The 18890-nt window shown below is 66.1% G+C and carries 15 protein-coding genes and 1 pseudogene; 12 read left to right on the top strand and 4 right to left on the bottom strand.

Going from position 1 to position 18890, the window contains the following annotated elements:
- Positions 1-500: 500 nt before the first annotated feature.
- Positions 501-950: a Ros/MucR family transcriptional regulator gene (locus BLW78_RS07795; protein ID WP_244526827.1), complete on the bottom strand. Its 450-nt coding sequence runs from the start codon at positions 948-950 to the stop codon at positions 501-503.
- Between the two features lie 1117 nt (positions 951-2067).
- On the opposite strand from BLW78_RS07795, the gene BLW78_RS07790 reads away from it, so the two are divergent.
- The 3 genes from BLW78_RS07790 (at position 2068) to BLW78_RS07785 (ending at position 4334) form a co-directional block, all read left to right on the top strand.
- A complete protein-coding gene (locus BLW78_RS07790; protein ID WP_170855115.1) occupies positions 2068-3759 on the top strand; it encodes a methyl-accepting chemotaxis protein in 1692 nt (563 codons plus the stop codon).
- A 187-nt stretch (positions 3760-3946) separates the two neighbouring features.
- Complete coding sequence (locus BLW78_RS32005; RefSeq protein WP_280142454.1) at positions 3947-4069, top strand: hypothetical protein; 123 nt, start codon at positions 3947-3949, stop codon at positions 4067-4069.
- Between the two features lie 58 nt (positions 4070-4127).
- Positions 4128-4334 carry a hypothetical protein gene (locus BLW78_RS07785; RefSeq protein ID WP_244526825.1) on the top strand — a complete coding sequence of 69 codons (207 nt, stop codon included), beginning with the start codon at positions 4128-4130 and terminating at the stop codon, positions 4332-4334.
- Between the two features lie 445 nt (positions 4335-4779).
- Here the strand turns inward: BLW78_RS07785 and BLW78_RS07780 are convergent, their stop codons facing one another.
- Positions 4780-5997 (bottom strand): flagellin N-terminal helical domain-containing protein, encoded by a 1218-nt coding sequence (locus tag BLW78_RS07780; protein ID WP_091678195.1) that lies wholly within the window; start codon positions 5995-5997, stop codon positions 4780-4782.
- 200 nt (positions 5998-6197) lie between these two features.
- Positions 6198-6650: pseudogene (locus tag BLW78_RS07775) on the bottom strand (transposase); the annotation flags it as partial.
- Positions 6651-6871: 221 nt separating this feature from the next.
- Here BLW78_RS07775 and BLW78_RS07770 point away from each other — a divergent pair.
- Complete coding sequence (locus BLW78_RS07770) at positions 6872-7264, top strand: Ivy family c-type lysozyme inhibitor (protein ID WP_091678193.1); 393 nt, start codon at positions 6872-6874, stop codon at positions 7262-7264.
- 67 nt (positions 7265-7331) lie between these two features.
- On the opposite strand, the gene BLW78_RS07765 is transcribed toward BLW78_RS07770, so the two are convergent.
- Positions 7332-7640 carry a hypothetical protein gene (locus tag BLW78_RS07765; RefSeq protein ID WP_091678191.1) on the bottom strand — a complete coding sequence of 103 codons (309 nt, stop codon included), beginning with the start codon at positions 7638-7640 and terminating at the stop codon, positions 7332-7334.
- A gap of 170 nt (positions 7641-7810) precedes the next feature.
- On the opposite strand from BLW78_RS07765, the gene BLW78_RS07760 reads away from it, so the two are divergent.
- From BLW78_RS07760 to BLW78_RS07725, 8 genes are all read left to right on the top strand, one after another.
- Entirely contained in the window at positions 7811-8419 is a 609-nt protein-coding gene (locus BLW78_RS07760; RefSeq protein WP_091678189.1) for a PAS domain-containing protein, read from the top strand.
- 844 nt (positions 8420-9263) lie between these two features.
- Positions 9264-10160: a LysR substrate-binding domain-containing protein gene (locus BLW78_RS07755; protein WP_091678186.1), complete on the top strand. Its 897-nt coding sequence runs from the start codon at positions 9264-9266 to the stop codon at positions 10158-10160.
- A gap of 219 nt (positions 10161-10379) precedes the next feature.
- Positions 10380-11129 (top strand): SDR family NAD(P)-dependent oxidoreductase, encoded by a 750-nt coding sequence (locus BLW78_RS07750; protein ID WP_091678182.1) that lies wholly within the window; start codon positions 10380-10382, stop codon positions 11127-11129.
- A gap of 13 nt (positions 11130-11142) precedes the next feature.
- Complete coding sequence (locus BLW78_RS07745) at positions 11143-11994, top strand: transketolase (protein WP_056522141.1); 852 nt, start codon at positions 11143-11145, stop codon at positions 11992-11994.
- Positions 11991-13013 carry a transketolase family protein gene (locus BLW78_RS07740; protein ID WP_091678179.1) on the top strand — a complete coding sequence of 341 codons (1023 nt, stop codon included), beginning with the start codon at positions 11991-11993 and terminating at the stop codon, positions 13011-13013. The genes BLW78_RS07745 and BLW78_RS07740 overlap by 4 nt, the downstream gene beginning before the upstream one ends.
- A gap of 303 nt (positions 13014-13316) precedes the next feature.
- Positions 13317-14333 carry a TRAP transporter substrate-binding protein gene (locus BLW78_RS07735; RefSeq protein WP_091678176.1) on the top strand — a complete coding sequence of 339 codons (1017 nt, stop codon included), beginning with the start codon at positions 13317-13319 and terminating at the stop codon, positions 14331-14333.
- 12 nt (positions 14334-14345) lie between these two features.
- Positions 14346-16247 (top strand): TRAP transporter large permease, encoded by a 1902-nt coding sequence (locus tag BLW78_RS07730; protein WP_091678173.1) that lies wholly within the window; start codon positions 14346-14348, stop codon positions 16245-16247.
- Between the two features lie 757 nt (positions 16248-17004).
- On the top strand, positions 17005-18879 hold the full coding sequence (locus BLW78_RS07725) for a Hint domain-containing protein (RefSeq protein ID WP_091678170.1): 1875 nt from the start codon (positions 17005-17007) through the stop codon (positions 18877-18879).
- Positions 18880-18890 lie beyond the last annotated feature (11 nt).

The following is an 18890-nucleotide window of genomic DNA, read 5'->3' as shown; positions in this document are numbered from 1 at the left end:
ACACCTCGAGGACAGACGCTCCCTCTAAGTTGTTGATTTTATAGGCGCACGGCACCGGGTCCGAAGATCCCACCCCTTCCGCCAGCAGGCCTGGATCGTGAACAGAGTCCCGCCGTTTGGCGGTCCACCCCACCGTCTGCCCCACCAGCTGACGGGACTCGTTGGCTTAGGGACCCGCGACCGTCTCCGGACTGCGCGAGGCCGCCAAGATCACGGATCAGGCGATCACGGCATCGTCCGGGCGGGCAGCGTCGTCACGAAGGGCATACTGCCGAATTTCGTCGCCGCAGGCGTGCCCTGCCGGGTTATTCGCCCGATCACGGAAGGGGATCGCACCGGCTACAGATCGGTCCAGGATCGGCAGCGGGCCGAATGGCGATGTCCGCTCCTTTGCCTCTGCCCCCTGAAAGCGGACCGGGGCAGAACCACTCTGGCCAGCCATCACCTTTCGAATATCTCGCGAACGTCATGACTGGGCACGAAGCTTCGGAATGCGCCAGCTATCCGGCTGCAGTTTCCGGACCGGGATCGCGCTGGGACCGACCCTGCGCCAAGCTCCTGGCGATCCTGGATCGCTTCGCCGCGTAGGCAGGAGCGACCATCGGGTAGTCGTTCGGCAGGCCCCACTTCGCCCGGTACGTCTCCGGCGTCAAACCACAGGCGGTCAGATGCCGCTTGATCGTCTTGTACCGCCTACCATCCTCGAAGCTGATCAGTGCCTCGCGTGTGATCGACGCCCGGACCATCACCGGTGTCGCTTTCCTGTCTCCATCCGCGGTCGACGGATCGGTGGGCTGAAGGCCGGTCAGGGCAGCGGCCGCCGTCGCGATCAGCGCCGGCATCTCCGAGGCTGCGACGCGATTGTGAGACACGTAGGCCGCCACGAGGTTCGCCGTCATTGCGCTGTAATCGAGGGAGACGTTGCATGCGTTGGCCGCATCATTATTCATTTCTCTGTCTACTCCCGCACATTTCGGTCGAAAATTGTCTATACGTCTTAGAAAGACGCGGCGCATATGAAATCTAATCCACATTTATGTAATGTATTCATAATGACTACTTTAGGTAAAGGCACTCGCGTTGATCTGGCTATCGATGGTTGATATCCGGGCGATACAGCGCTTCGAGGCACTCGGAATCGCGTGCTTAGGACAATGCGCTTATCGTGATTCAACGCAGGGTGGCGTCGAGCGCATGACGCGCCTCACAGCAGGCCGCGTCTTGCAGGCGGCTCGACTCGTCACGAGGCGATCAGAATCGCTCACCGCGTTTCCGCCCTGACGAGTCTGGATCCCTTCCCGACGCCCGCGGCCGGTCGCATAACAGCGCTTCAGCGCCGGATTTTGTCTGCTCGGAACAGGGCCCTGTCAGCGTGACTATGCTCACGGCCAATCGCGACCCAACCGAGACGGCCGGAACGGAGCTGACGGCTCCTGAAAGCGGCCTTCCACGGATCGTCGGACTCCATCGATTGAGTGCGGTCTCACATCCCGGAACGCGATTGCCGTGGGGCAAGTCTTCTGGATCTCTATAGACAGCGTCAGAGCCTCGGGTGCGGGCTTCTTCCAGGGGATATCCCGGTAGCCGGGATGAAGCTGCAAGTTTTCGGCAATCGCCGATCGCTTGGCCGCGATCGCGTCACGCCTCGGACCGTTGATGGGTCAGATACGTCAACTGCCATGAGGCTTAAGAGGGCGTCGGCTGTGTTGGAGCTTACCCCAACGCTGAATGTTAAGGATCAGGCATGCGGTGCGCCATGAGGCGACGGTGACCGCGATCAAATCTGCTACACCGATGATGATGCCGAGGCAGCCAGCCATCGAGCGTGACCTGTCTCGCGAATGCATCCTGGATACCGATATTCGCCATTAAGCATCGATTGATTGCGTCGTCGCATCTGCCAATAACGATATTCAGGGGCACACTCGTAATCTTTTCCATCATTCTATTATCGAATATGATATCGGAATCTTTGTCGCATGATCTGCATAATCGATGTATTTTAACATTATTTTAAGTAATGCAGATTACTTTGTGTCGCTTGAAGAATGATAAAGTGGTACCTCTATGCTGCGAAACTCCAGTATCCTGATCAAGGCGTCTGTTCCGCTGCTGATCATGGCCGCAGTCGCCGCCGGCCTGGTTCATTACGCCATCGGAGAGCTCAATCTGCTCGCAGGGCAAATGCGCGAGATCGTCGACACGCAGGCGGTCCGCCTCGAACGGATCTTGGCTGTCCAGGTCAACACCAACGATGCAGCGATCCAGGCGCGCAACCTCATTCTCGAAACCCGCGAGCAGGAGATGGCCGGCTATAAAGTGCGGTACGATGCGGCTGTAAAGACGTCACTCGATGCTGCGAACACCTTGATCGCGATGGCGGACACGCCCGATCGGAAGGTCACCAACGAAACTCTCCAGAGTATTCTCAAGGAGTTCTACTCTGCTCTGGATAAATCCAACGCGCTCGGCCTCAAGAATGACAATGAAGCTGCTGCTAAGGTCCTTCTGACTGACGCTTCTGCCGCGCGCACCAAGATGCGGGATTTTGTTCAAGGTCGCGTCACGCGGCTGAACGCCGAGCTGCGCCAAGCCCGCGATGACTCCGAGCAGGCCGTCACCACGGCTAAAACCGTGCTGATCGGCGCCTCCGCGGCCGGCCTCGTCGGCGCCGCCCTGCTGTCCGCCCTGATCGTGATCTTCGGCATCACCCGCCCGCTGGGCAGCCTCGTGGGCGTCCTGCAGCGGATGGCCCGTGGCGCGGTCGACGCCGAGATCCGCGAGGCCGCCCGCGGCGACGAGATCGGGGCCGTCGGCCAGGCCGTCGAGGGCATCAAGACCATGGTCGCCCGCAAGGCCGCCGAGGAGGCCGAGGTGAAACGCCGCGCCGATGAGGCCGCGGCTGCCGAGCGCAAGCGTACCATGATTGAGCTCGCTGACGGCTTCGAGCGCGCCGTCGGCGGCATCGTCGGCCTGGTCTCGTCCTCGGCCACCGAGCTCCAGGCCACCGCCCAGCAGATGACCGCCACCGCTCAGGAGACCGCATCCCAGTCGACCACCGTGGCCGCGGCCGCCGAGGAGGCGTCGACCAACGTCAACACGGTCGCGGCCGCCGCCGAGGAGCTCGGCTCCTCGGTGCAGGAGATCGGCCGGCAGGTGACCGGCTCGGCCCACCTTGCCCAGGCCGCGGTGGGCGAAGCCGACCAGACCGCCCACCTCGTCCAGGCGCTCAGCCAGAACGCCGCGCGGATCGGCGACATGGTCGGGATGATCTCGGGGATCGCCGCCCAGACCAACCTGCTGGCGCTTAACGCCACGATCGAGGCGGCGCGGGCGGGTGCCGCGGGTCGGGGTTTCGCGGTCGTGGCCACCGAGGTGAAGGCGCTCGCCGACCAGACTGCCAAGACGACGGAAGAGATCAGCCGTCAGATCGGCGAGGTCCAGGGGGTGACCGCGCAGGCGGTGACGGCGATCGGCGGGATCACGGGCCGCATCCGGGAGATCGACAGCGTGGCGACTTCGATCGCGGCGGCCGTCGAGGAGCAGGGCGCGGCGACCCAGGAGATCGTGCGCAACGTGGCACAGGCCTCGGCGGGGACGAACGAAGTGACGGGCAACATCGCCGGCGTGGCGCAGGCGTCGGAGGAGACGGGGGCGGCGGCCTCGCAGGTCCTGTCGGCGGCCTCGGAGCTGTCGCGGCAATCCGAGCATCTCGGCGCCGAGGTCGCCCGCTTCCTCGCAACCGTGCGCGCCGCCTGAGGGTGGCCACGGCCGAGATCCGCGTCGTCCCGGCCCGGCCGAACGGCTCAGACCAGTCCGACTGGCTGCACGCAAATCTCGCTGCCGCGTACGCGCGGGGCGAGGATCTCGGCGCGCGCCGTACATCCAGGCCGGCGGCGAAAGGCTGCTCCAACTGAGCCGCGCGTTGGAGCACCCGATCAAGGATATGGATCTCTCGCTCCATGAGCTCGGGCTGCAGGATGCGGCCACGATCGAAGCCTTGCGAAGCTTCGTGAGCGCGGCAGAGAAGCTCGCCAACTCGACGCAGCGGTTTCCGCCCACTCTGTGACTGTGGCCGCCAATCGAAGCTGGACGCTGCACCGCCCCGTCGTCGCACGGAGGCCGCCTTGGGCGGGCTGTTGCTGATCTCTGATGACCTGACCCGGACCGGGCGCCTCGCACGGTCCCTCGGCCCCGCGCGGCGTTGCACCGTCCACGACCTGTATGACGACATCGCGCCGGCGGAGCTGCCGGACCTCATCGTCGGCGACGTCGCCGGGCTGACCTCGGAGCCGCTGCGCGCGACCGGCAACCCGTTTCTGTTTCTCACCTAAGGCAACGCTGCCCGCGCCGAGGCCCAGGCCCGGCTCCTCGCTCCGACCGACATCCTCCCGGCCCTGTCCGTGCTCGAGCGGCTGCTGGATCGGATCGACCGGCTCCAGGACCGAACGGACTGGTGCCGACCCACACCGCTTTGTGGACAGCTGTCTGGCTGATCCCGAAAGCAGCCATCCGCCGGTCAGTCATCGACATCGGCTCAGAATGAATTGGGGTTCCTCAACATAGGGCCCTGGAGCATCTCTGGCCCTGCACTCGGCAGGCTGCTTCCAGATCTACGATTCCCCTACGTTCCGGGCAGTAGCGCTGTAATCGTCTCGCTTCTGCGAGCTTTCGGCGCCCGGCAATCGATCGCCGGTAGCCGGGAGCCACCATTCATACCTTGGAATGCGTTCGCCCGGAGCCGAGCTCCGGGCGTGGTGTAGACGCTCAGGGTGAGGTTTACCGCAGGAGCTGGAGGACGCCCTGCTGGGCGGAGTTGGCCAGCGACAGGGCCGAGATGCCCATCGACTGGCGGGTCGACAGCGCCTGCGAGTTGGCCGCCTCCTGGTTCAGGTCGGCGTTCGTCAGGTTGGCCGAGCCCGTCTGCAGCACGTTGATCAGCTGCTTGGAGAAGTCCTGGCGGTTCTGAACCACCGACAGGTTCGAGCCCAGCGCGCTCGCCGCGGAATTCAAGGTCGCGTCGGCTTTGGTCAGGGTCGACAAGGTCTTGTTGACGTCCGCGTTCAGCAGGAAGTTGCCGAGGCCGTTCTGGCTCGACGAACTGTTCGAGCTGGTGATCGACGACAGGCCCAGGCCGCTGGAGGTCGCGTCGACCGAGGCGACGTTCAGGTTCGAGCTGCCGGTGTCGTTGAACTTGATGTTCATGTCATTGCCCTTGCCGGCAATGAGGTTGACGCCGTTGTAGCTGGCGTCGCTGGCGAGCTGCGTGATCTGGTTGAGCAGGTTGTTGTACTGGTTGGCCAGCGAGGCGCGCTGCGTCACGCCCGAGATCGACAGGTCGCTGGACACCACGGTGCTGGCGGCGGTGCCGTAGGTCGAGGCGGTGGTGGCCGAGGCGGTGAAGCCGAGCGCCGTCTGGCTGCCGGAGTTCTGGAATTCCACGTCCGCTTGGGCGTTCAGGACGATCTTGGTGCCGGTGCTGTCGGCCGAGAAGATCGCGCCGGCGCCGAAGGCACCGCTCGACGAGGTCGAGGCCGAGCTGACCGCGGCGTTGAGGGCCGCGACGGTGGCGCTGATGCTCGAGGAGGCGGCGACCGTGGCCGAGACCGAGCTGCCGTTGATGGTCAGGAGCACCGTCTGGGAGGCGGTGCTGGCGCTGTAGGCGTTGGCGGCGGTGCCGGTGGTGGAGAGCTGGGTCGAGAGCGCCTGGCTGGCGATCGACTTGGCCTGGCTGACCAGCTTCTGGATCGAGGTGATGCCCTGGTTGGCGGCCTGGATCGACTGGATGCCGTTGGAGATGCCGTCGAGGAGGGAGTTCAGGCTCGAGGAGCGTCCGTCGAGGGCCTGGGAGGTGAAGAAGTTGGTCGGGTTGTCGAGGGCGGAGTTGACGGTCTTGCCGGTCGCGAGCCGGTTCTGGGTGGTCGACATCAGCTGGGCGGTGTCCTGCAGCGAGAGCAGGTTCTGGCGCGTCGCGGCCGACAGGGTGATCGAAGACATGGATCGCTATCTTTCTGACTCAACGCGCCGCTTTTTCGGCGGGCTCATGGACAACGGCGCTCGAAATTGATCAAGCTCGACTCGGAAACAATGCAGAAATTAAATTACCGAAGTGAACAGAAATATAACGACGCGCGTTGCCGGCGACTATACTTTTCATGGAACTGAGACACGTCGAGTCGCCCAAGGGTTGATTCTGAAGTGACGTGCAGCGTCAGGAGAGGGCCGAGGGTTTCCACCGCCATGCGCAGCATCGAGCCCTTCTCGCGCTTGGCCCCATTGTAGCCCGCTCTTTCGCCGCTCTCGGGCGAGGAGCGCGAGGTCCGGCCGTCGAGCATGGTTGCGGTCGGGTCCAGCGCCCGACCCGCGGCGAGGTGCAGCACCGCGCGCGGATCCTCGGCCCGTTGCTCGAAGCAGCCACCTGATAATCAGCGCTGCGCCTGCCGATACACGGCAAACCGGGGCGGCAGGTCGTGCGGCCTCAGCCGCCACGGGCAGCCGCTCCTGACGACGTGGCGCAGCGCGCTGAACACCTCCCGCAACGCATGCTCGCGCTGACCGGCATCCTCGCGCGGCAGCGTCAGTTCGGGCGCGACCGGCGCCCGCTCCTCATCGGAAACGTCGGACGGATACGGCTCGCGGGCAGGGCTCATCCCCACCCACCCGAACATCAGCCCCAATCGGGACCCTAACAGCCTGAGAGCGCGTCTGAAGAGCAGAATCCACAATAGCCCCGCGCGGCGGTGTCGGCGGGGCAGAAGATGATGCTCTGGAAGAGCCGGAGCGGGTGTCGCATACCGCGGACCATATTGCCAAACCTGATGTGTTGGGTCCAGCAGTTGCCGGCGCCAGCGGCTGAGCTATTCTCATTCCTATGCGCACAGTCTTCGCTGTACTCAGTCTCGTCGCTGTCGGACCGGCCGCTGCTGCGGGCGTCTACCTGTTCGAGCTGCTGCGCCGACCCGACTACGAGCGCGTCTACGACGCGATGCTGAGAAGTGGTCCTTCAGTGCCGAAGTGGGTGGCGGCCTATAGCCGCACATTGAACGGACCGTCCCAACCTTCCAGAGAAATCACGGCGGACGGCGAAACCTACCTGCTCGCTGACGTGTGCAAGGTCCACGACTGCCTCGACCATAAGCTTCAGGTGATATTCGCGCCGGGCGGGCGGCGCGCGTGGGGCCGGCTGTACGAGAATGGCCGCACCAGCTGGATAGGCAGCCCATCGCCGGCGCTCGGGAAGGCGGCCGATCGGATCGAATTCTGAGGCGGTCGCATATTCCACGTCGCCACGCCCCGATCGGCTCACCGGGCGGAGGGCCGGCTGTTCAGCCTCAGGCGCGCTCGGCGGTCTTCTGCACCAGTTCCAGGAGCCTGCGTCGATCCTCAGGATCACGGACCAGGTTGAAAGCGGCCAGCAACTCCGCGCACTCAGCGTCGCTGGCGACCGGGGCCACCGGAATGGCCGCGGCGGACGCTCCCGCATCGACGGCGTTCGGTGGCCTGTAGAACGCAGAGGGCGGCACCTGCACCGCTTCCGCGATACGACTCAGGAGCCGTTCCGTCCTCTGTTGCCGAAGCGTCGAGACCCCGCAGTCCTCCTCGTGGTGAAGGGCGCTGGGGGGCGGCGTCTTGCTGCTCATAGGCCTCCGTCTCGGCGTCCCGCACGCGCCGTGTACACTGTTATACCGTTTCAAATTCTATTTGAATGAGTGTGAAGCGCAACGGTTGTGCTAGCGCAAAGCTTGCCCTTTGTGGTTGTGTCGTGCGACAGGTCACATGGGTGTGAGCGAACAGCGAGAGCAGGTACGGCGTGCCGAAGCCCCGATCCCTTGGCGGTCAGACGTGTCCGAAGGCATTTCAGTCGGCGCTCGATGAACTCGACGTCATCGGCCAGTGGGAGTGGGACGCGGCGACGGACTGCGCGCGCTCGGACGCCTTCGTGGCGCTGCTCTTCGATGTCGACCCGCAGCAGGCGGAGGCGGGCGTTCCACTGACCCAATACGTCGAAGCCATACACCCCGAGGATCGGGTGCGGGTTCTCGATCTGATCCGGCGCAGCGCCAGCGAAGGTAGCACCTTCCTGACCGAGTACAGGGTCATCTCGGTCGACCGTCAGACCCGCTGGGTTCTGGCGCGAGGCCGCTTCACCGCTGATCATCAGGGGCGACCGGTCGGTGGTGGCGGCATCCTCGTGGACATCACCTCACTGCGGATGAGCGAGGGCACTTTCGCGGAGGTCACGCGCCGCCCCGATGAAACCGCGCTCGACCGGGCCGCCGATCACGCCATCGCCGCACAGGAGGCGATTGTGGAGTTGCGAGATCCGGCTCTGAAAGCGCTGGCCGACGCGCTCTTGATATCGCTGGGCCGGAAGCTTGCGCAGCAAGAGGTGCAGGACCGGCGCCGGAAGATGAACTGATCGAGGGCGCTCTTGCCCCCTCACGACGCAGAAGCGCGCCCGACGTCACCAGCGTGTGAGCCGCGACGCGAGGCCGCTCATCGGCAGGATGGCCGGCGGCTACCACGCCATCTCCACTGACGGGTGAGCCGACGATCGATAGACTCGCGGCCGATGTACCGAATCTCGCCAGCAAGCCTCTGCCGGCTCCGCACGCTCGCTCAGACCGACGCCGCTTCTATCAGGTGAGCGGTTACCTGCGTGGCCTGTAGGTGGTCGGCTTGGCGTCGCCACCGGGTCGTCGGATCCGGATTCGGAGAACGTCGAATACAGCGTCACCGATACCAGTCGAGCCGAGTTCGAGGGGCAGCCCGGTCTATCCTCGTCCAGCTTGTACGGCCTCATGGATTTTCGCGCGACCGGTCCCCGGATCCGAAGCGCGTCCAGAAGGGTGGGCGTGCGAGGAACGCGACGACCGTGTCGGGCTGCCGGAGCCGGTCCTGATTGTCTGCTCAGGATGGCAATCGGATGTCGCGCTTTCGTCTCGAAGCGGACGTGCTGCCTCCGGTTCGATCCTGCTGATTGGACCGATGCGCGCTGGTTCCCCGCGCGGACAGAAGGGGAAGCGCTCCGATAGGTGTTGCTTCGACCAGACACCGGCGCATCATCTCATGCGGGAGGTGCCCCTATGGAATGCCTAGACTTCAATCCAGAATGCGACCGGTTATAAAGCGGGCAGGGCATCGTGACGCGTTATTCATTGTCGCGGATGCAGTCAGCGCAATAAGATCAAGCATCGTAATAAAACCGCTCGAAAATAGGCGATATAATATCCTCATAGATCTGGAGACTTTAAGATAGCGTCATGGCTTCGGATCTTCCTTTGTCCGCGTTCCGCATCTTCGAGGCAGCGGCGCGACGTCGCTCTTTCAAGGAGGCTGCCGGCGAGCTGAATCTCTCGGCCAGCGCCGTCAGCCACGCCATGAGCAAGCTCGAGGAGTCGCTCGGCGTGCCTCTCTTCGAGCGCGTCGGGCAGGGTATCGCGCCAACGACAGCGGGAGAGGCGCTCCTCGACCACGTCAGCCGGGCTTTCGCCGAGCTGCATCGCGGGCTCGACATGATCTCGACGCGCGGCTCGCAATTGCTGCGCCTGCATTGCGCCCCGAGCTTTGCCGCACAGTGGCTGACGCCCCGGCTGTCGGGTTTTCTGCGCGACCATCCTGGGATGGAGGTGCGACTGGCCGCAGGCATGGACTACGCGCGCTTCACCAACGACGAGTTCGATGCCGATATCGTCTACGGCCCCCCGCGGGGCGAGGGCTTGCTGCGCATGCCTCTCGGCGTTGAAACGGTGACACCGCTCTGCGACCCGTCGCGAGCAGAGCAGATCAAGAAGCCGTCCGATCTGTTCCGGCATCCCTTGATCCAGAGCGACACGAAACTGGTGCGCTGGCCGCACTGGTTCGACAAGAACGGCCTGACGGCGCCGGCATCCGCAGCCTTGCGCTTCGACCGCAGCTTCCTGGCATTGACCGGAGCGGCCGACGGCCTCGGCGTCGCCCTGGAGTCGACACGTCTCGCGGAACGGGAAATGACGATCGGACGCCTCGTGGCACCGCTTGCAGGTCGGTCAGTGGATATCCACTACACCGGTCACCATCTCGTCTTTCCGCCATCATCGCGACGGCGCGAACCTCTGAGGATCTTCGCGCGCTGGCTCACTAGAGAACTGTCTGTATCGCCGAGCTCGGAGCTGGAATAGCATTTAATGAATTTCATTCATGTTTGAATGCAATCTTCGCGTTTGTTCATTGCCTCTCGGGCAGCCATAAGGGCGTCAACGATAGGACGCGAGGAAACGGCTCGGACGCTGACGCCCGTCAGAGCGCGGCCCGAGAGAGTGAGCTGGCTTCATGCCACGCTTTCTCCGCCTCCCATCGCAGAAGAAGCCGGGTTCGGCCGGTTTGCAGGGAGGGTCTACATGCTTCTCGAGAACAAGGTCTGCGTGATCACCGGGGCGGCCTCCGCCCGCGGCATCGGCAAGGCCACCGCGCGGCTCTTCGCGAAGCAGGGCGCCCGCGTCGTCATCCTCGACCTCGACGCCGGCCAGGCCGAGGCGGCCGCCCGCGACCTCGGTGACGGCCATCTCGGCCTCGCCTGCAACGTCACCGACCGGGGTGCATGCCAAGCTGCCGCCGATGAGACGATCGCCCGCCTCGGCTCGATCGACGTGCTGATCAACAACGCCGGCATCACCCAGCCGCTCAAGCTGATGGATGTGGGACCGGAGAACTACGACGCGGTCACCGACGTCAACCTGCGCGGCACGCTCTACATGAGCCAGGCCGTGGTCCCGCAGATGCGGAAGCAGAAATCCGGCTCGATCGTCTGCATGTCGTCGGTCTCGGCCCAGCGCGGCGGCGGCATCTTCGGCGGCCCGCACTATTCCGCGGCGAAGGCCGGCGTCCTCGGCCTGCAGAAGGCCATGGCCCGCGAGCTGGGCGCTGACAGCATCCGGGTCAATTCCGTCACCCCCGGTCTGATCCAGACCGACATCACCGGCGACAAGCTCACCCCCGAGCTGAAGGTCGAGATCGCCAAGGGCATCCCGCTCGGCCGCCTCGGCGTCGCCGACGACGTCGCCAATGCCTGCCTGTTCCTGGCCTCCGACCTGTCCGCGTACATCACCGGCGCGGTGATCGACGTGAATGGCGGCATGCTGATCCACTGAGAGGGAGGACCTCATGTCAACTGAACGGCCCCACGAGGGTTCGAACATCTCGCTGGCCGACCGGGCCTACAATATCCGCCGCCACGCCCTGCTGATGGGCGAGGTCCAGGGACAGGGCTACATCGCCCAGGCGCTCGGCATCTCCGATGTGCTGGCGGTGAGCTACTTCCACGCGATGACCTACCGTCCGGAGGATCCGGAATGGGAGGGCCGCGACCGCTTCTGCCTCTCCATCGGCCACTACGCCATCGCCCTCTACGCGGCGCTGATCGAGGCCGGGATCATCCCGGAGGACGAGCTGACGAGCTACGGCGGCGACGACAGCCGCCTGCCGATGTCCGGCATGGCCGCCTACACGCCCGGCATGGAGATCACCGGCGGGTCGCTCGGCCACGGGCTCGGGATCGCGGTCGGCATGGCGCTGGGGCTGAAGCGGAAGAACGCGAAGAGCTTCGTCTACAACCTGTTCTCCGACGGCGAGCTCGACGAGGGCTCGACCTGGGAGGCCGCCATGTCGGCCGGGTCGTTCAAGCTCGACAACCTGATCGGCATCGTCGACGTGAACGGCATGCAGGCGGACGGCCCCTCGCACGGGGTTCTCAACTTCGAGCCGCTGGCGCCGAAGTTCGAGGCGTTCAACTGGTTCGTTCAGCGGGTCGACGGCAACGACCTCGACGCGCTCGTGAAGGCCTTCGATGCCGCCCGGCACCATCCGGGTCCCGAACCCCGGGTGATCATCTGCGACACGAAGATGGCCAAGGGCGTGCCGTTCCTCGAGGAGCGCGAGCGCAACCACTTCCTGCGGGTCGAGCCGGCCGAGTGGACGCAGGCGCTGGAGATCCTGGACGAGGGGAGGGTGCAGTGAGACGCTCGAAATATGAGAGGCCCGCGCCGCGCGTCGGCGGCGGCGCCAAGACCTCGGCGATGATCGCCTCGCTGGCCGCCCCGGGGCAGCGCACGAAGCCCGCCCCTTTCGGCCACGCCCTCGTGGAGCTCGCCAAGACCCGGCCCGACATCGTCGGCCTCTCGGCGGATCTGGCCAAGTACACGGATCTGCACATCTTCGCGCAGGCCCACCCTGACCGGTTCTACCAGATGGGGATGGCCGAGCAGCTCCTGATGAGCGCGGCCGCCGGCCTCGCCCGCGAGGGGTTCGTCTCGGTCGCCACCACCTACGCGGTGTTCGCGGCGCGGCGCGCCTACGACTTCATCTGCCTCGCGATCGCGGAGGAGAACCTCAACGTCAAGATCGCCTGCGCGCTGCCCGGCCTGACCACCGGCTACGGGCCCAGCCATCAGGCGACCGAGGATGTCGCGATCTTCCGCGGCATGCCGAACATGACGATCCTCGACCCGTGCGACGCGCACGAGATCGAGCAGATGGTCCCTGCGATGGTCGCCCACCAGGGCCCGGTCTACCTGCGGCTGCTGCGCGGCAACGTCCCGCTGGTGCTCGACGAGTACGGCTACCGGTTCGAGTGGGGCAAGGCCAAGACGATCCGCGATGGCCGCGACGTGCTGGTGATCTCGTCGGGCCTGATGACGATGCGCGCCCTGGAGGTGGCCGAGGCCCTGCGCGAGGATCGGGTCGACGTGGCGGTGCTGCACGTGCCGACGATCAAGCCGCTCGACGCGGCGACGATCCTGGCCGAGGCCCGTCGCGGTGGGCGCCTCGTGGTCGTTGCCGAGAACCACTCGGTGGTCGGCGGCCTCGGCGAGGCGGTGGCGGGATTGTTGATGCGCGACGGTACCCTGCCGGAGCGCGGCTTCCGTCAAGTCGGCCTGCCGGACGAGTTCCTCGACGCCGGAGCGCTGCCGACCCTTCACGACCGCTACGGCATCTCGACCGAGGCGATGGCCCGAAGCATCCGCGGTTGGCTGTAGGCGCAGCCGTCGCTCGCGACAACAAGCGACTGATCGCACCCATAACTGAGCTGAATTGAGATGATCGCGGATCTCCGCGTCCGCGATCATGCTGTGCCGTAGAAAGATTTCTCTATTCATTCGGTCGCATCGCGCGCTCCGGGCGATGATGCGCGCCTGAAAACAATTAACGACTTCAATAATCGATCAAAACAATAAAAACGCTCAGCAAAAGGGCGATCTGCACGCATGGGCAGAGGCCGGCGATCTCAAAGACCGTAGCAGGCGGGATCGCGCCACCGAGCATCATCAGGGAGTGACATCGTGAGCACATTCAACATAAGCCGTCGGACACTTCTTGCCGGCGCCGCGGCTGTCCCGATCTTCGGCATCATCACGCGCCGGGGCGAGGCCGCCGAATTCGGCTACAAGCTCGCCACCGGGCAGGACCCGACCCATCCGGTCAACGTCCGGGCGCAGGAAGCGTGCGACCGGATCCGCGAGGCGACGAGCGGGCGCGTCGACATCAAGTTGTTCCCGGCCAATCAACTCGGCTCGGACACCGACCTGCTGTCGCAGGTGCGGAACGGCTCGGTCGAGTTCTTCAACCTCTCACACTCGATCCTGTCGACCTTCGTGCCGGCGTCCAGCCTGCCCAACACCGGCTTCGCCTTCAAGGATTACGATGCCGTCTGGAAGGCCATGGACGGGGCGCTCGGCGACTATGTCCGCGCCGAGATCGCCAAGACGCCGATCACGACCATCTGCAAGAGCTGGGACAACGGCTTCCGTCAGATCACCTCCTCGACCCGTGAGATCAGGACGCCCGAGGATCTGAAGGGCTTCAAGATTCGCGTGCCCCAAGCACCGATGCTGACCTCGCTCTTCAAGGCCCTCGACGCCGGGGCCGCGCCCATCAATTTCAACGAGCTGTACTCGGCGCTCCAAACCAAGGTCGTGGAGGGCGAAGAGAACCCGCTGCCGATCATCGCCACGACGCGCCTCTACGAGGTGCAGAAGTCCTGCAGCCTGACCGGCCACGTCTGGGACGGCTACTGGATCCTCGGAAACAAGCGCGCTTGGCAGAAGCTGCCCGAGGACCTGCGCGCGATCGTGACCAGGGAGTTCGACCGCTCGGGTCAGGATCAGCGTGCGGACGTGGCCAGGCTCAGCGACTCTCTGCGCACGACCCTGTCAGAGAAAGGGATCAGGTTCATCGATGTCGACCGCGAGCCTTTCCGTGCCGCTCTCGCCAAGACGAGTTTCTACAAGGACTGGAAGGCGAAGTTCGGTGAAATCGGCTGGAGCCACCTCGAAGCCGTATCCGGCAAGCTCGGTTGAGGGTGGGGTGTCATGCACGTCGATATCGCCGCCGCCGCCTCTGTCGAGGCAACGCCCAGTCACGGCCTGCACGGGCCCCCGCTGAGCGGTCACCCATGGCTCGGGACCGCCGATCGGTTCCTCGGTCATCTCGTCGAGATCCCGGCCGCCCTGCTGGTGCTGGCCGAGATCGGGGTGCTGCTCGCCGGCGTCGTGAGCCGCTACATCTTCCATGAGCCGCTCGTCTGGTCGGACGAACTCGCCGGCATCCTGTTCCTGTGGCTCGCCATGCTGGGCGCCGTGGTCGCCTTCCGCCGCGCCGAGCACATGCGCATGACGGCGATCGTCGCGATGACCGGACCCCGCACCCGCGCCTTTCTGGAAACAGTCGCGCTGGTGGCCGGCCTGATCTTCGTGAGCCTCGTCCTGCACCCGGCCTACGAGTTCGCGGCCGAGGAAATCTACGTCCAGACGCCGGCCCTCGATCTCAACAATGCGTGGCGCGCCGCTGCCTTGCCGATCGGCCTCGGCCTGATGCTGCTGGTCGCCGTCATCCGCCTCTTCGAAACGGCCGATTGGCGGATGACGGCCGGCGCGCTGGGGCTCGGCGTTGCGGTCGCGGGTGGGCTCGCCGCCCTCCAGCCTTGGCTGGCGGGGCTGGGCAACCTCAACCTGCTGCTGTTCTTCGTCCTCGGCGTCGGCGCGCTGGTCTTCTCCGGCGTGCCGATCGCCTTCGCGTTCGGCCTGTCGACCTTCGCCTACATCACGCTGACCACCAACGCCCCGTCGATGGTCGTGGTCGGCCGCATGGACGAGGGCATGAGCCACCTCATCCTCCTCGCCGTGCCGCTGTTCGTGTTCCTCGGCCTGCTGATCGAGATGACCGGCATGGCCAAGGCCATGGTCGGCTTCCTGGCCTCGCTGCTCGGCCACGTCCGCGGCGGCCTGCACTACGTGCTGGTCGGGGCCATGTACCTCGTCTCGGGCATCTCCGGCTCCAAGGCCGCCGACATGGCCGCCGTGGCGCCCGTGCTGTTTCCCGAGATGAAGGCCCGCGGCGCCAAGGAGGGCGACCTCGTGGCGCTGCTCGCCACCACGGGCGCGCAGACCGAGACGATCCCGCCCTCGATCGTGCTGATCACCATCGGCTCGGTCACCGGCGTGTCGATCACCGCGCTGTTCACCGGCGGCCTGATGCCGGGCCTCGTCCTCGCCGCGACGCTGTGCGCGCTGGTCTGGTGGCGCTACCGCCGCGAGGACCTGAGCCACGTCGCCAGGCCGTCCGGCCGGGTCATCGGCCGCGCCTTCCTGGTGGCGATCCCGGCGCTCGCGCTGCCGTTCGTGATCCGCTTCGCCGTGGTCGAGGGCATCGCCACCGCCACCGAGGTCTCGACCATCGGTATCGTCTACGCGGCGCTGGCCGGCCTGCTGATCTACCGTCAGTTCGAGTGGCGGCGGCTCTACCCGATGCTGGTGACCACCGCCGCGCTGTCCGGCGCGATCCTGCTGATCATCGGCGCGGCCACCGGGATGGCCTGGGCGCTCACGCAGTCGGGCTTCTCGCAGACGCTGGCCGTCGTGATGAAGGGCCTTCCGGGCGGCGCGCTCGGGTTCCTGTTCGTCTCGGCCTTCGCCTTCATCATCCTGGGCTCGGTGCTGGAAGGCATACCGGCGATCGTGCTGTTCGGGCCGCTGCTGTTCCCGATCGCGCGGGCGGTGGGCGTGCACGAGGTGCACTATTCGATGGTGGTCATCCTCGCGATGGGCATCGGCCTGTTCGCCCCGCCCTTCGGCGTCGGCTACTACGCGGCCTGCGCCATCAGCCGGATCAACCCTGACGCCGGGATGCGCCCGATCGTCGGCTATATCGTGGCCCTGCTGGTCGGGCTGCTCGCCATCATCCTCGTCCCCTGGTTCTCGATCGGGTTCCTCTGAGGCGATGCAACGCGATCCGGGGCGCGACTGCATCCACTGGGATGCAGTCGCTTCCTCGTCGGGGGACTGTCCAATCAGCGCATCCTGTGAGGTGCCGCCGACCCGCGAGGCCGCACGGCCCGACCAAAGAGGGCAGTGAGCGCGGCCTGTCGCTCATCGGTCGCCCTGGACAAGGCCATGTGCTGGATCGGATCGCCGCTTGCCCCCGCGATCGCGTGCGACTGCGCGGGCTCCTTCCAATGCACGCACGTTCTGGCCCGGAAGATCGGGGCTGCAATGGCTTGCGGGCCGGCACCGATCGCCTGCCTGAACAGCCTCTACGGCGACAGCAGGGGCGGACCCGAGGCTCATCGCGCGGCGACGTCCGAGCATCCGGTCGAGCATCACCCAGCGTTCCGATCCGCTGGCCGCGATGACGCGGTAGAGGCCCCCGCCGTCACCGGGCCTCCAGCCCGTCACGGCCATTCCGCGCGGCGCCTCGATTGATCGTCAGCCAGTTCGGCCGCAGCCGCGCGGCGGCGTGACTGATTTGCGCCACGTGGCCGATACGGTTAGTCAGCCTTAACCGTGTCGTCTTTCCCTGCTCGATGGCGCGACGCGACCGGCGGGCGTTCTGGCGATGGCCTGTCGCAGCCGATGCTCACTTCGTCCGCGCGACTCGCAGGACATTATTAACTATTCGCGGATTGCTTGTTGGCAATCTTGATTTGACAGCGCGCCACGTCCGGCGAACCAGAATGGTGATGAGACGGCGTCGATGCTTGATCTGACGGGCTATCGCCTGACCTACGACGACGAGTTCAACGCGCGCAGCATCTCGCAGAACGGCGTCGGGACGACCTACCGCGATATTCGCGCCGAGTGGCGGTACGACGCCAACTCCGACATCGGCTTCGGCCGGTCCTCGTTCCTCGATTCCGGGTCCGGTTACGATCCCTTCAGCGTCCAGAACGGTGTCCTGACGATCACGGCGGCACCGCCCGGGACGAGCGCGTCCGGCTATCCGGGGAGCTGGCAGTCCGGCCTCATCAGCACGCAGGGCAACTTCTCGCAGACTTACGGCTACTTCGAGATCCGCGCGGATTTCTCCAACAATCCCGATGCCTGGGACGCCTTCTGGCTGCTGCCGAATCAGCAGAGCCCGCAGTCGAGCAGCGCCAACGGGCACCAGGAACTCGACGTCGTCGAGCATTACGGAAACAACGACCGCGGCGTCTACAGCACGATCCACACGACCGACCCGCAGCCGCCCGGAACGACCTGGCAGCAGACCCGCCAAGTCTACAGCGAGATGCCCAATCCCAACGGGTATCACACCTACGGCATGAACTGGCAGGCCGATCGCATCGGCTTCTACGTGGACGGTCAGCTCGTCGGTTCGCAGGCGACGCCGTCCGACCTGCACAGCCCCATGTATCTGCTGGCCAACCTGGCCGTACAGAGCACGGCGACGACGGGCACCCGCTTCAGCTCGAGCATCGACTATATCCGCGTCTACTCGAACAACCCCAACGCGGTCGCGGTGCCGCAGGACCGCGTGTCGTCGCCGGATGGCCGGGATCCAGGCCTGTACGGGGCGACGGCCGGTCTCCGGTCGGGCGCCGGCGCGGCCGGAGCGCAGCCGGCCGCGACCGGGTCGAACTCCGGTTCGACGGCGCCTGCATCGGGCGCCAACGGGTCGAATGGATCTTCTCAATCGTCCTCGGGGACGGCTCAAGGGACCGCGGCGCCGGGAAACGCCCCGTGCTACTGCACCGGCACGTCCATCAGGACCGACCGCGGCGACGTCGCTGTCGAGCGGCTCGCGGTGGGCGACAAGGTCGTCACGGCCGCGGGCCTGCATCGGCCGATCCGGTGGATCGGTCGCCGCACCTATCCCGGATCGTCGGCCCCGCCGACCGAGCGGCCCGTGCGCATCCGGGCCGGCGCGCTCGACGACGGCGTCCCCGCCCGCGACCTGCTCGTCTCGCCGGACCACGCCGTCTGGCTGGACGGGCTGTTCGTCGCCGCCGGCCACCTCGTCAACGGAACCAGCATCACCCGCGGTGAGCGCGTGATCGATCTCACCTACTGGCATATCGAGCTCGACAGCCACGACCTGTTGCTGGCGGAGGGCGCGCCGGCCGAGAGCTTCCTGGCCGCTCCCGGCCTCCGGCGGCTCTTCGACGGCCGCGATCCGGACGACAGCGCGATCGGTCCGCAGGCCTACGCGCCGCGCACCGCGCTCGGTCCCCAGCTCGCCGCCCTGCGCAGGCGGCTGATCCGTCGGGCCGGCGCGACGTCGCGTCCGGGCGCCGTGCGGGCGTGGCTGGATCGCTGCGCGCTGCGCGCGGACGGCGCGCTGCGCGTGGCCGGCTGGGCCCACGACGCCGCGCAGCCCGACGCCCCCGTATGCCTGGACATCGTGGTCGACGGGACAATCGTGGCGGTGACGGTGGCGGCGGAGTACCGCGCCGACATCGCGGCGGCGGGCGTGGGCGACGGCCGGCACGGATTCGACCTCGGCGTCGAGGCGCCCCTCGCTCCCGGTGTGCCGCACGTGGTCGAGGTGCGCCGCTCGATCGACGAGGCGGTCATCTGCGCCATGGCCGCGGACGCGGCGGGCGTGTGGCGGCCCCTGCTGGCCGCCTGACGCGCCACCGC

Origin of the sequence: Methylobacterium sp. 275MFSha3.1 (genome assembly GCF_900108435.1) — a bacterium.
Taxonomy (GTDB): Bacteria; Pseudomonadota; Alphaproteobacteria; order Rhizobiales; family Beijerinckiaceae; genus Methylobacterium.
This window is presented reverse-complemented; position numbering and strand designations above follow the sequence as displayed.